Origin of the sequence: Micrococcus terreus (assembly GCF_900116905.1) — a bacterium.
Classification (GTDB): domain Bacteria; phylum Actinomycetota; class Actinomycetes; order Actinomycetales; family Micrococcaceae; genus Citricoccus; species Citricoccus terreus.
This window is the reverse complement of record NZ_FPCG01000002.1, coordinates 370,311-383,138: the sequence shown is the minus strand read 5'-3', so window position 1 is coordinate 383,138 and position 12,828 is coordinate 370,311. Positions and strand designations below refer to the sequence as shown.

At 69.9% G+C, this 12,828-nt stretch carries 10 protein-coding genes; 9 read left to right on the top strand and 1 reads right to left on the bottom strand.

The window, feature by feature from the left end:
- The first annotated feature begins 35 nt into the window (after positions 1–35).
- The 3 genes from BM355_RS04145 to BM355_RS04135 all read left to right on the top strand — a co-directional run bounded on the left by BM355_RS04145 (position 36) and on the right by BM355_RS04135 (position 2,915).
- Positions 36–1,613, top strand: a complete 1,578-nt coding sequence (locus tag BM355_RS04145; RefSeq protein ID WP_091695026.1) for an alanine/glycine:cation symporter family protein — start codon at positions 36–38, stop codon at positions 1,611–1,613.
- Between the two features lie 79 nt (positions 1,614–1,692).
- Positions 1,693–2,466 (top strand): 4-hydroxy-tetrahydrodipicolinate reductase, encoded by a 774-nt coding sequence (dapB, locus tag BM355_RS04140; RefSeq protein WP_091695022.1) that lies wholly within the window; start codon positions 1,693–1,695, stop codon positions 2,464–2,466.
- Positions 2,467–2,477: 11 nt separating this feature from the next.
- Complete coding sequence (locus tag BM355_RS04135) at positions 2,478–2,915, top strand: hypothetical protein (RefSeq protein ID WP_091695018.1); 438 nt, start codon at positions 2,478–2,480, stop codon at positions 2,913–2,915.
- A gap of 30 nt (positions 2,916–2,945) precedes the next feature.
- On the opposite strand, the gene BM355_RS04130 is transcribed toward BM355_RS04135, so the two are convergent.
- On the bottom strand, positions 2,946–4,247 hold the full coding sequence (locus BM355_RS04130) for a heparan-alpha-glucosaminide N-acetyltransferase domain-containing protein (RefSeq protein WP_177227826.1): 1,302 nt from the start codon (positions 4,245–4,247) through the stop codon (positions 2,946–2,948).
- A 41-nt stretch (positions 4,248–4,288) separates the two neighbouring features.
- Here BM355_RS04130 and dapA point away from each other — a divergent pair, with 41 nt between their 5' ends.
- The 6 genes from dapA (at position 4,289) to BM355_RS04100 (ending at position 12,679) form a co-directional block, all read left to right on the top strand.
- Complete coding sequence (gene dapA, locus BM355_RS04125; RefSeq protein WP_091695013.1) at positions 4,289–5,212, top strand: 4-hydroxy-tetrahydrodipicolinate synthase; 924 nt, start codon at positions 4,289–4,291, stop codon at positions 5,210–5,212.
- 27 nt (positions 5,213–5,239) lie between these two features.
- Positions 5,240–6,925 carry a ribonuclease J gene (locus BM355_RS04120; RefSeq protein ID WP_091695008.1) on the top strand — a complete coding sequence of 562 codons (1,686 nt, stop codon included), beginning with the start codon at positions 5,240–5,242 and terminating at the stop codon, positions 6,923–6,925.
- Positions 6,926–7,022: 97 nt separating this feature from the next.
- Entirely contained in the window at positions 7,023–10,253 is a 3,231-nt protein-coding gene (locus BM355_RS04115; RefSeq protein WP_091695004.1) for an FtsK/SpoIIIE family DNA translocase, read from the top strand.
- Positions 10,232–10,849, top strand: coding sequence for a CDP-alcohol phosphatidyltransferase family protein (locus tag BM355_RS04110; RefSeq protein WP_245760581.1), 618 nt, complete (start codon positions 10,232–10,234; stop codon positions 10,847–10,849). The genes BM355_RS04115 and BM355_RS04110 overlap by 22 nt, the downstream gene beginning before the upstream one ends.
- On the top strand, positions 10,836–11,381 hold the full coding sequence (locus BM355_RS04105; protein ID WP_425435589.1) for a CinA family protein: 546 nt from the start codon (positions 10,836–10,838) through the stop codon (positions 11,379–11,381). The genes BM355_RS04110 and BM355_RS04105 overlap by 14 nt, the downstream gene beginning before the upstream one ends.
- Positions 11,378–12,679 carry a hypothetical protein gene (locus BM355_RS04100; protein WP_091694998.1) on the top strand — a complete coding sequence of 434 codons (1,302 nt, stop codon included), beginning with the start codon at positions 11,378–11,380 and terminating at the stop codon, positions 12,677–12,679. The genes BM355_RS04105 and BM355_RS04100 overlap by 4 nt, the downstream gene beginning before the upstream one ends.
- The last annotated feature ends 149 nt before the right edge of the window (positions 12,680–12,828 follow it).

Here is a 12,828-nt window from a genome sequence, read left to right as displayed (position 1 = left end):
GAAGATCTCCGGCGGCTTCGAGAATGAGGGCATCCATGGACCTGTTCCTGGAGAATCTAGAGAAGACCCTGGGGGACATCGGCTCCTTCGTCTGGGGTCCCTTCCTGCTGATCCCGCTGCTGCTGGGCACCGGCATCTACCTGACCATCCGCCTGGGGTTCCTGCAGCTGATCAAGCTCGGCCCGGCCCTGAAGCTGGGTCTGCTGCGCCGCAGGGACGACACCGCTGAGGGAGACATCTCCCAGTTCCAGGCGCTGACCACCGCCTTGGCCGCCACGGTCGGCGTGGGCAACATCGTGGGCGTGGCCACGGCCATCGGCATCGGTGGACCGGGCGCCCTGTTCTGGATGTGGGTGACCGGCGTGTTCGGCATGGCCTCGAAGTACTCCGAGGCCTATCTGGGCGTGCGGTTCCGCACCACCGACGCCGCCGGCGAGAAGTCCGGCGGTCCGCAGTACTACCTGCAGAAGGGCATCAAGGGGCCGCTGGGCAAGATCCTGGCGCTGACCTTCGCCGTGTTCGCCTTCCTGGCCTCGTTCGGCATCGGCAACATGACCCAGGGCAACGCCATCGCCCTGAACCTGCAGAACTCGTTCAACATCACTCCGTGGATCACCGGCCTGGTGCTGACCGTGTTCACCATGATCGTGCTGGTGGGCGGCATCCGCTCGATCGGCAAGGTCACCGCCGGCTTCGTGCCGATCATGATCGTCCTCTACGTCCTGGGCGCCCTGTACATCCTGCTGGCCAACGTCACCGAGATCCCGGCCGCGCTGGGCCTGATCTTCACCGACGCCTTCACCGGCACGGCGGCGGTGGGCGGCTTCACCGGCTCGGTGCTGATCATCGCCATCCAGTACGGCGTGGCTCGAGGCATCTTCTCCAATGAGTCCGGCATGGGCTCGGCCGCCATCGCCGCAGCGGCCGCCCAGACCACCCACCCGGTGCGTCAGGGCCTGGTCTCGATGACCCAGACCTTCATCGACACCATCATCGTGGTCACCTGCACCGGCCTGGTCATCGTCACCACCGGTGTGTGGCAGCAGGGCAAGGACGCCTCCGCGACGATGACCGGCGAGGCCTTCACCCACGGACTGCCGGGAGAGTGGGGCCACTGGATCGTCACCCTGGGCCTGGTCATGTTCGCCTTCTCGACCATCCTGGGCTGGGCCTACTACGGCGAGCGCAACGTGGAGCGTCTGTTCGGCCGCGGCGGGGTGATGCCCTACCGGGTGATCTTCTCGCTGATCGTCTTCGTGGGCTGCACCGTCCCGCTGGCCGTGGTCTGGAACTTCTCCGACGTGATGAACGGTCTGATGGCCCTGCCGAACCTGCTGGGCCTGATCATCCTCTCCGGGCTGATCGCCCGCGAGACGCGTCATTACCTTAAGCACGATCCGAAGCTGACCGCCACCGAGGCCGAGGTCGAGGAGTTCATGCGCGGTCGTGAGGGCTGGGAGGACTGGAAGTCCGGCAACGTGGTGGGCTCCTCGCTCACGCACACCGGACGCATGTCCGCCGTGCAGGCCGATCAGCAGGCCCAGCACCACCCGAAGCACTCCACGCATGTGGACCGTCATCACGACCATCCCGGCAACCCCTACGACGACTGACCCGGTGACGGTCCCCAGGCCGGGACCGCGCCGCTGAACACGTCAGGTCATGCCCTCCAGGAGAACTATCCTGGAGGGCATGACCTTTTCGGCTGAGACCCCCTCCCGTCCGCGCGTGGCCATCCTCGGAGCCTCCGGGAAGATGGGCCGCCCGGCAGTGGAGGCGGTGGAGAGCGCCGCGGATCTGGAGCTGGTGGCCCAGCTCGGATCCTCCGATCCCCTGGAGACCATCCTGGAGGCCGGGGCCACCCATGTGCTGGACCTGACCGTCCCGGATGCCTCACCCCAGAATGTGGCCTTCGCCGTCGAGCACGGGCTGCACGTCGTCGTCGGGACCTCCGGCTGGAGTGATGACCGGCGCGCCGTGCTGAGCCGGCAGCTGGACTCCCACCCGCAGGTGGGGGTGCTGATCGCCCCGAACTTCTCCGTCGGGTCGGTGCTGGCCAGCGCCTTCGCCGCGCAGGCCGCCCGGTACTTCGAGTCGGTGGAGATCGTGGAGATGCACCACCCGGACAAGGTGGACGCCCCGTCCGGCACGGCGGTGCGCACGGCAGGACTGATCGCCGCATCCCGTGCGGAGGCCGGGCTCGGGTCCTCCCCGGACGCCACCACGCATGACCCGGACGGCGCGCGCGGAGCGCTGGTGGACGGTGTGCGGGTGCACGCGGTGCGGCTGCGCGGACTGGTGGCACATCAGGAGGTCATGCTCGGCGGTCCCGGTGAGCAGCTGGTCATCCGCCACGACGCCTTCGACCGCGGGGCCTACATGCCCGGTGTGCTGCTGGGCCTGCGCACGGTGGCCTCACGCCCCGGACTGACCTATGGGCTCGACGGCTACCTGGACCTGGGCTGAGGGAGGACGAGATGAAGACCAAACTCTGGCTGGCCGGGGTGATCGCCCTGATGCTGCTGTTCAGCGTGGTGGCCGTCCTCTCCGCGATCGGCTTCATCCAGGCGCCCCAGCCGGTGGCCAAGGCCCTGGGCGTGGCGGTGCTCATGGTCGTGGCGGTGGGACTGTGGACCCTCTACCGCGAGATCCGATTCGGGATCTCCATGGAGCGGATGGGCCGCACCCTGGAGTCCGAGGGCGCACTGCCTGCCGATGACCTGCCCCGCTCGCCAGGCGGACGTGTGGACCGGGCAGCGGCCGATGCCCAGTTCGAGATCTACCGCACCGAGGCCGAGGCCGCACCGCAGGACTGGCGGTCCTGGTACCGCCTGGCCCTGGCCTACGACGCCTCCGGAGACCGTACCCGCGCCCGGGGCACCATGCGCCGCGCCGCCGGGATGTTCCACGGCTGAGCCGAGCTGAGCCGCCCCGATTGGTCTGACCTACGGGCGCGGGCCGGCCAGTGTCCCGGCCACCCGGCCCATGCCCCACTCCAGAGGCCCACGGCGGCCGAACCCTCGGACCAGTGCGCCGATCACCAGGCACGCCGTCCAGTAGACGATCGTCAGGGAGACCCGAGGCCAATCGAAGGTGGGCTCCTCGAAGAGGTCCAGGGCGATCAGATGGCCCACGTACAGGGTCAGCGGCAGGGCACCGGCACCGGCCAGCGGCAGGACCACCCAGCTCAGCACCCCGCCCGGCACCGCATCCAGGGCCCGCACCACCACCAGGCACACCCCCAGCACCAGGGCGGAAGTGCCGCACGTGAGCAGCAGATCCAACGGCGTGCCGGTGTGCGGCGCGGCGAGCATGAACCACAGCGGCTCGCCCTGGACCGCCTCGGCAGACAGGTGGGATCCGGTCAGCAGCTGGGAGTCGAGCTGGTCCTCGGCCACTCCGGTCCGCTCGGCCAGCTCGGCACGCACGCCCTCCTGGGCCAGCAGCATCCAGGAGAGTCCGAACGCGCCGGCGGCCACCACCGCACCGCCGACCGCCAGGGCCAGTCCGGTCGCCCATCGGCCCAGGGGCAGGCGCCCCAGGCTCAGGCCGAATAGCACGTATCCCACCCACTGCAGCACCGGGTAGTACCCGGTCAGCAGCACATCCCAGACCAGCAGGGCCGGCTGGGAGAGGAGATCGGTGAAGGTCGGATTGGACCACAGCCGCCAGCCCTGTGTGTACTCCTCTGCCCCCACCGCCGAGCGCATTCCCACCGCGATCAGCCCGGCCAGCACGGGGGAGAGCAGCACCCAGCCCACGGTCCAGCCGGCCAGCGCCCGCACGCCCAGGCTGAGGAACGGCAGGGCGCACAGGAACAGCAGGGCGTAGTGGACCAGGATGACGGCCACGTTCATCTCCAGCAGGCCACAGGCCATCCCGACGACGGCCAGCAGCACCGCGCGCACGGCCACATAGCGCCGGTCCCAGGCCAGGCGAGGGCCCCGGTGCGGGCGCCCGGCCCGCTCGGGCGCACCGCGCGTGGAGGTCATCAGCGCCAGTCCGACGCCGGCGACCACGGCGAACAGCGCTGAGGACTTCCCGGCGAAGAGCAGCCCCACCCAGGTGGGCTCCACCGAGAATCCCTCGGGAGTCTCGGAGACCCGCGTCAGCGCCATGATGTGCGTGGCGATCATCCCCAGCAGGGCGATTCCCCGGGCGGCGTCGACACCCCGCAGCCGGGTCCCGCGCAGGGCCCGCGCTGCACCGGTGGAGGAGGTGCGGGGGCGGGCGGCGGCAGGTGTCATGGCTCCACGGTAGTGGGCGCCCCGCGTGTAACGTATTCGGTATGTCTGCACCCTCTTCGTCCTCGGCATCGGCTCGCTCTGAGCACACCTTCGGCACCGTGGTCCCGGCCATGGTCACCCCCTTCACCCAGGAGGGCGCACTGGACCTGGACACCGCGCAGGCGCTGGCCGCCCACCTGGTGGACCAGGGCGCTGACGGACTGGTCGTCACCGGCACCACCGGGGAGACCTCCACCCTGACCGACGAGGAGAACGTGCAGATGTTCCGCGCGGTCGTCGAGGCCGTGGGGGACCGGGCCCAGGTCATCGCGGGCACCGGCACCAATGACACCGCGCACTCGGTGCACCTCTCCCGGCAGGCCCAGCAGGCCGGTGTGGACGGACTGCTGCTGGTCACCCCGTACTACAACAAGCCCTCCCAGGAGGGCATCCGGCGTCACTTCGAGACCATCGCCTCGTCCACGGACCTGCCCGTGATGCTCTACGACATCCCGGGCCGCTCCGTGATGCCCATCCACCCGCAGACCCTGATCGCCCTGGCCGAGCACCCGAACATCCAGGGACTGAAGGACGCCAAGGCCGACTTCGACTCCACCACTCAGGTGCTGGCCCAGACCGACCTGGCGGTGTACTCCGGGGACGACGGACTGACCCTGCCCCTGATGTCGCTCGGCGCCGTCGGTGTGGTCTCGGTGAGCGCCCACGTGGCCCCGGGGCTGTATCGCGAGCTCGTGGACGCGGCCCTGGCCGGAGACCTGGCCACCGCCCGGGAGAAGCACTTCGCCCTGGATCCGATCCAACGTGCTGTGATGGGCCACATCCAGGGCGCCGTCTCGGCCAAGACCGTCCTGCACTGGCAGGGGATCCTGCCCACCTCCACAGTGCGCCTGCCGCTGACGGCGGCCACCACCGAGGAGGAGAACCTGATCAAGGCCGACCTGGCGGAGGCCGGCATCACCTTCTGACCGTACTCCAGAAAGGGGACACCGCCCATGTCCTCAGGCACAGGCCTGTCCACCCCTCCGGCGCTGCAGCCGGAGACCTGCCGGATCGTCCCGCTGGGCGGGATCGGCGAGGTCGGCCGGAACATGACCACGTTCGAGATCGACGGGAAGATCCTGATCGTCGACTGTGGCGTGCTCTTCCCGGAGGAGCACCAGCCCGGCGTGGACCTGATCCTGCCGGACCTGGACTACATCCGCGACCGGCTCGAGGACATCGTCGGGATCGTGCTGACCCACGGTCACGAGGACCACATCGGGGCCGTGCCCTACCTGCTGCGCCTGAAGCCGGGCATCCCGCTGATCGGCTCCACCCTGACCCTGGCGCTGATCGAGGCCAAGCTGGAGGAGCACCGGATCCGCCCGCTCACCCTCGCGGTGAAAGAGGGGGACACCGAACGGCTGGGACCGTTCGAGTGCGAGTTCGTGGCCGTCAACCACTCCATTCCGGACGCCCTGGCCGTGGCCATCCGCACCGAGGCCGGAACCATCCTGCACACCGGCGACTTCAAGATGGACCAGCTGCCCCTCGACGGTCGCATCACCGACCTGCGTGCCTTCGCCCGGCTGGGCGAGGAGGGCGTGGACCTGTTCCTCACCGACTCCACCAACGCCGAGGTCCCCGGGTTCACCACCACGGAGAAGGAGATCGGCCCGGTCCTGGAGGGCTTCTTCGCCCGGGCCCAGCGGCGGATCATCGTGGCCTCCTTCTCCTCCCACATCCACCGGGTGCAGCAGGTGCTGGACGCCGCTCGGATGCACGGCCGCAAGGTCTGCTTCGTGGGCCGGTCCATGGTGCGCAACATGGGGATCGCCGCCCAGCTGGGCTACCTGGACGTGCCCGAGGGCATCCTGGTGGACCTGAAGCAGGTGGACCAGCTGCCGGACGACCAGGTGGTGCTGATGTCCACCGGCTCCCAGGGCGAGCGGATGGCCGCCTTGGCCCGGATGGCCAACGGCGACCACCGGATCCAGATCGCCCCCGGGGACCTGGTGGTGCTGGCCTCCTCCCTGATCCCGGGCAACGAGAACTCCGTCTTCCGCGTGATCAACGGCCTGATGAAGCTCGGGGCTGATGTGGTGCACAAGGGCATGGCCAAGGTGCACGTCTCCGGGCACGCTTCCCAGGGCGAACTGCTCTACTGCTACAACATCGTCCGGCCCGTGCAGGTCATGCCGGTCCACGGCGAGACCCGGCACCTGATCGCCAACGGACGCATCGCCGAGTCCACCGGGATCCCCACGGAGAACGTGCTGCTGACCGAGAACGGCTCCGTGGTGGACCTCACGGCCGGCCGCGCGCGCGTGGTCGGCGAGGTCGAGTGCGGCTACGTCTACGTGGACGGCTCCTCGGTCGGCGCCATCACCGACTCGGATCTGAAGGACCGCCGGATCCTGGGGGAGGAGGGCTTCATCTCGGTGATCACCGTGGTGAACCGCCAGACCGGGACCATCGTCTCCGGCCCGGACATCCACGCCCGCGGGGTGGCTGAGGACGACTCCGTGTTCGAGGACGTCAAGCCCAAGATCGCCCGGGCCCTGGAGGAGGCGGTGCAGGCCAACGCCGAGCACACCACGCACCAGCTCCAACAGGTGGTGCGCCGCACCATCGGCACCTGGGTCAACCGGAAGCTGCGCCGCCGTCCGATGATCGTCCCGGTGGTGCTGGAGGCCTGAGCCCCGCAGCGCGGGGACCGTGAGATCGGCCTCTCTGGCCAGGGCGGTCCTGTGTTGCTCCGGGGGATCGGCGCCACGCCGCGATACGGTACCTAGCATGGCGACCCGTACTTCCCCCGCGCGCCAGAGCGAGTCGAAGCCCACCCGTGCCTCGAAGAGCTCCTCGGCGCAGGGCGCCCGCAGCTCCCGGTCCTCCAGCAGCACGCCGCGCACGCGGCGGCAGGAGACCGTGGAGCCAGAGGCGCCTCAACAGCCCTTCCTGGTCCGCGCCCTGCGCGCGTTCTGGATGACCTTCGCGACCCCGGTCGGCGCCGGTGTGCGCAAGATCGGCCGCGATGTCCGGATCGCCCCGGAGGACCGACGCGACGGCACCGGTCTGCTGCTGGTGGTCCTGGCCCTGGTGATCGGCTCGGTGGAGTGGTGGGGCCTGCGCGGCACCCCCGGCTACGGCACCGTGGTCCACCACATCGGTGCTGGCACCCTTGGCTGGGCCGCGCTGATCCTGCCGGTCGTGCTGCTGATCGGCGCGGTCCGCTGCTTCCGCCATGCCCCGGAGCATCGGGACAACGGGCGGATCTCGATCGGCCTGGTCGTGCTGACCGTGGCCGTGGCCGGCATCGCCCACCTGGCCGCCGGCGTGCCCAGCGTGAACGAGTCCTTCCAGAGCATGCTCGCCAGCGGAGGCATGGTGGGCTACCTGGCCACCAGCCCGCTGGCCACCCTGGTCACTCCGTGGCCGGTCTGGGCCCTGATGATCGCCCTGGCCTTCTTCTCCGTGCTGATCATCACCGCCACCCCCGTCACCCAGATCGGCTCCCGCCTGCGCGGGGCCTACGCGTGGCTGATGGGACAGGACTACGACGACGACGCCCACCGCGAGCGCAAGGCGGCGAGGAAGCAGGGGGCCGGCTCGCAGGACGCGGACGGCTCCCGGGCGGACCGGGATGGACAGGACCCACACGACCAGTCCTACCTCGACGACGAGAAGGACGCCCGGGCCAGCACGGGTTCCCGGGGCTCCGGCTCCTCCACCCCCCAGCGCCGGAAGCGCAAGGGTCTGTTCGGCCTGGGCGGAGCCGCCGAGGACGCTCCCCAGGACGCCTCCGTCCGGTCGGACGGCCAGCACGGCGAGCACAGTGACGCCTACGAGACCGCGGTGATCGACGAGACCGACCACGCCGGGCAGGACCGGCACGGCTCGGCCACCGAGGCCATCCCGAACCTCTCCTCCGGACGCGGCTCCTCCGCGGCCGAGCAGCGTGAGGACGATGCCGAGCACGCCGCGCCTGCCGCTCCGGCGGTGCCGGCCGGCGTGCGCCGCCCCACCGCCTCGGAACTGGCGATCGCCCGGGCCAAGGAGAAGGCGGGGCTGGGCACCCAGGAGGGGGCCGAGGTCGGGAATGACTCCGGCCAGCCCACCGGACCGGAGACCCAGGCGCTGTCCACCGTGCCGGCACCGGCTCCCGCGGTGAAGGCCGCTGCGGTCTCCCGCCCGGCCGAGATCCCGCCCATGCCGGCCCGCTCGGAGCAGCTGCATCTGGACGGGGACGTCACCTACACCCTGCCGGATTCGGCTCTGCTGCCGGCCGGTCCTCCGCCCAAGGAGCGCTCTGAGGCCAACGACCAGGTGGTCCAGGCGCTCAGCGAGACCCTGCAGCAGTTCAAGGTGGACGCCGAGGTCACCGGGTTCTCCCGAGGACCCACGGTCACCCGGTACGAGATCGAGCTGGCTCCGGGCACCAAGGTGGAGAAGGTCACCGCCCTGTCCAAGAACATCTCCTATGCGGTGGCGTCCTCGGACGTGCGCATCCTCTCGCCCATCCCGGGCAAGTCCGCGATCGGCATCGAGATCCCGAATGCGGACAAGGAGGTCGTGGCCCTGGGTGATGTGCTGCGCTCCAACGCCGCCCGCAAGACCGATCACCCCATGGTGATGGGCGTGGGCAAGGACGTGGAGGGCGGCTACGTGGTGGCCAACTTGGCCAAGATGCCGCACATGCTGGTGGCCGGCGCCACCGGCGCGGGCAAGTCCAGCTTCGTGAACTCGATGATCACCTCCATCCTGATGCGCTCCACCCCGGACGAGGTGCGCATGGTCATGGTGGACCCCAAGCGCGTGGAGCTCACCGCCTATGAGGGCGTGCCGCACCTGGTCACCCCCATCATCACCAGCCCCAAGAAGGCCGCCGAGGCCCTGCAGTGGGTGGTGCGGGAGATGGACACCCGGTATGACGATCTCGCCGCGTTCGGGTACAAGCATGTGGACGACTTCAACAAGGCCGTCCGGGCCGGCAAGGTCACCCTGCCGCCGGACTCCAAGCGCGTGCTCAAGCCCTACCCGTACCTGCTGGTGATCGTGGACGAGCTGGCCGACCTGATGATGGTGGCCCCGCGGGACGTGGAGGATGCGATCGTGCGCATCACCCAGCTGGCCCGTGCCGCCGGCATCCACCTGGTGCTGGCCACCCAGCGTCCCTCGGTGGACGTGGTGACCGGTCTGATCAAGGCCAACGTGCCCTCGCGCATGGCCTTCGCCACCTCCTCGGTCACCGACTCCCGCGTGGTGCTGGACCAGCCCGGCGCGGAGAAGCTGCTGGGTCAGGGTGACGCCCTGTTCCTGCCCATGGGCAAGTCCAAGCCGATGCGCGTCCAGGGCGCCTGGGTCAACGAGTCCGAGATCCACGCCGTGGTGGAGCATGTGAAGTCCCAGATGACCGCGCAGTACCGCCAGGACGTGGTCCCGGAGAAGACCGAGAAGGTCATCGACGAGGACATCGGGGACGATCTGGACCTGCTGCTGCAGGCCACCGAGCTGGTGGTCACCACCCAGTTCGGCTCCACCTCCATGCTCCAGCGCAAGCTGCGGGTCGGCTTCGCCAAGGCCGGGCGCCTGATGGACCTGATGGAGTCCCGCGGCGTGGTGGGCCCCTCGGAGGGCTCCAAGGCCCGCGACGTCCTGGTCAAGCCGGACGACCTGGCCGGAGTGCTCGCCACCATCAAGGGAGAGACCCCGCCGGCCGCCGCGCCCAGTGAGGCCGCCCCGGAGGCGTACGAGGAGGATGTGGTCCACCGCGATGCGGACACGCCGGACCCTGCAGGGCACACCGGACAGGCCCAGCACGACGACGGCCGGCCGCCTCGGCCGGTCAGCGCCGGTGGGCATCGGCCCACCGACCAGGAGCTGGTGGCCCAGTCCCTGCCCCGGGACCTGGTGGCCGAGGACCTGGACCGCCGCGCCGCGGCGGCCGGACCGGCCCAGGACTGGTACGACGACGGCTACGGCGATGAGGAAGACGGTGAGGACGCGTGGCAGCTGACCGGCCGGTGAGTCCCGAGCGGGTCTCCAACTGGAACCTGCCCAACATCCTCACCTCGGTGCGGATCCTGCTGGTCCCGCTCTTCGTCTGGTTCCTCTGGGCCGGCGGGAGCTTCGGGCAGGACTCCCTGGCCATGCGGTGGGCGGCCTTCGCCGTGTTCGCCGTGGCCATGTACACGGACAAGCTGGACGGGGACATCGCCCGGGCCCGCGGCCTGATCACCGACTTCGGCAAGATCGCCGACCCCATTGCGGACAAGCTGCTCACCGGCTCCGCGCTGGTGGTGCTCTCCCTGCTGAACGAGCTGTGGTGGTGGGTGACCATCGTCATCCTGGTCCGCGAGTGGGGCATCACCCTGATGCGGTTCGTGGTCCTGCGCTACGGCGTCATGCCGGCCTCACGTGGCGGCAAGCTCAAGACCGTGCTGCAGACCCTGGCCCTGGGCCTGCTGCTGATGCCGCTGGGGTCCGTGGTGGGGGACTGGTGGCCCTGGGCCGGCTGGATCGCCATGGGTGCGGCCCTGGTGGTCACTGTGGTGACCGGACTGGACTACGTCCGCCAGGCCATCGCCCTGCGAGCCACCGCGATGGCCGATCGTGCCCGCTGAGCTGCCGGCCGTCGTCGTGCAGGCCCTGCTGGAGCGGGGACTGACCGTGGCGACCGCTGAATCCCTGACCGCCGGGCTGCTGGCCGCCACGCTGGCCGATGTCCCGGGAGCCTCCGGGACCCTGCAGGGCGGCGTGGTCGCATACCAGAACCACGTCAAGGAGCAGGTGCTCGGCGTGGACGGCGACCTCTTGGCCCGCCGTGGGGCGGTGGACGGGGACGTCGCGGTGCAGATGGCCCAGGGCGCCCGCAGAGTGCTCGGTGCCGATGTGGGATTGGCCACCACCGGGGTGGCCGGACCGGAGCCGCACCAGGGGAAGCCTGTGGGCACCGTGCACCTGGGGATCAGCGGGCTGGGGGAGGACCGGTCCCTGCTGCTGCGGCTGGAAGGTGACAGGCCCACCATCCGGAGGGCTACGGTGAAGCTCATGCTCGAACACCTGCAGGACCTGCTCAGCAGGCACATCCCCCCTGCCGACTCCCGTGGCCTCGACCTGTCCGGCGATCACCTCGCCGAAGGTGAGCACCGATGAGCGGGGAACGTCAAACCATCACCGTCGGGCTGATGGCCGATCCCGGACTGCCCGCCGAGATGGCGCGGAAGGTCAACCGGTCCCTGCCCGATCTGCTGCCCCAACGCGTGGACAGCGAAGTCGACTGGGTGGTGGACGTGGTGGACGAGGCGCTGTCCCTGAACGAGGACGGGGACGTGGACCTGCCCAACCGGGCCCCGGATCTGCTGCGCTCCCACGGCTGGGACATGGTCCTGTACATCACCGACCTGCCCCGCTTCGAGGACAACGTCCCCGTGGTGGCCGAGGTGGCCCCCGCCCAGCGTGCGGCTGCGCTCTCCCTGCCCACCCTGGGCGTGCTGAACCTGAAGAAGCGGGTCACCGAGACCCTGGCGCGGATGGTCGGACATCTGCACGCCGGACAGATCGCCACCACCGGCGCCATCCCCACCGTCACCTCGGATCGTGATGACCCGGATGCGCTCAAGGAGCTGACCCCGCTGGAGGGCACCACCTCCGGAACCATCCGGGAGGAGCTGGCCGAGCCGCAGGCCGGCGACACCCACGCCGAGGTCGAGCAGATCTACTCGCCCACCGCGCTGAACAAGCTGCGGCTGCTGACCGGCATGGTGCTGTCCAACCGACCGGGACGGCTCCCGCTGGCCATGACCAAGTCCGGTGCGGCAGCGGCTGCCGCAGGTGCCTACGGTGTCTTCTACGGGTCCATCTGGGTGCTCTCGGACGTGATCGTGCTGCCGCGGCAGATCTTCGTGACCGTGCTGGCCATCGCCCTGATGACCGCCTGGCTGATCGCCACCAACGGCCTCTGGACCCGGGCCAAGAAGCGTGAGGGCGGGCGGCGGTGGGCCGCCATGGACAACACCGCCACCGTGGTCACCGTGGTGACGGCGGCCGTGATGATGTACGCCACCCTGTTCCTGATGCTCTTCGTGGCAGCCCTGATCCTGATCCCGGAGCACTATCTGGCCGGCGAACTGGAACACGAGGTCAGCTGGGTGGACTACCTGGACCTGACCTGGCTGGCCACCAGCATGGGGATCATGGCCGGTGCGGTGGGCTCCAGCTTCGACGACGACGACGCCATTCGGGACGCGACCTACTCCCTGCGCGAGTCCGAACGGCGATCCCAGTTCAAGCAGGAGCAGAAGGAAGCCGATGAGCAGGGCAATGAGCCGCCTCCCGTGGACGAGGTCGACCGGCATGGTCGGCGCCTGGGGACGGCCGGAACGGCCGACGGTGAGAACGCCGGACATCTGACCGCGCCGGGGACCTCCCAGACCTCCGAGGGACGGTCCTGAGCCTGGGAATCCGCTGAGAGACTGGTGCGGACCCCCTGGCTGCGGGAACAATGGAGGTAGGAGGCGGGTTGTACGGAACAGTGGCACAGGAACCTGTCCCACCTCAGCCCGGACCCGGCGGATCGGACACACCGGTCCCGCCGCCCCCA

Excerpts from the sequence above, each read along its gene's own strand:
- BM355_RS04145 (WP_091695026.1), top strand. The coding sequence starts at position 36 with ATGGACCTGTTCCTGGAGAATCTAGAGAAGACCCTGGGGGACATCGGC.
- dapB (WP_091695022.1), top strand. The coding sequence starts at position 1,693 with ATGACCTTTTCGGCTGAGACCCCCTCCCGTCCGCGCGTGGCCATCCTC.
- BM355_RS04135 (WP_091695018.1), top strand. The coding sequence starts at position 2,478 with ATGAAGACCAAACTCTGGCTGGCCGGGGTGATCGCCCTGATGCTGCTG.
- BM355_RS04130 (WP_177227826.1), bottom strand. The coding sequence starts at position 4,247 with ATGACACCTGCCGCCGCCCGCCCCCGCACCTCCTCCACCGGTGCAGCG.
- dapA (WP_091695013.1), top strand. The coding sequence starts at position 4,289 with ATGTCTGCACCCTCTTCGTCCTCGGCATCGGCTCGCTCTGAGCACACC.
- BM355_RS04120 (WP_091695008.1), top strand. The coding sequence starts at position 5,240 with ATGTCCTCAGGCACAGGCCTGTCCACCCCTCCGGCGCTGCAGCCGGAG.
- BM355_RS04115 (WP_091695004.1), top strand. The coding sequence starts at position 7,023 with ATGGCGACCCGTACTTCCCCCGCGCGCCAGAGCGAGTCGAAGCCCACC.
- BM355_RS04100 (WP_091694998.1), top strand. The coding sequence starts at position 11,378 with ATGAGCGGGGAACGTCAAACCATCACCGTCGGGCTGATGGCCGATCCC.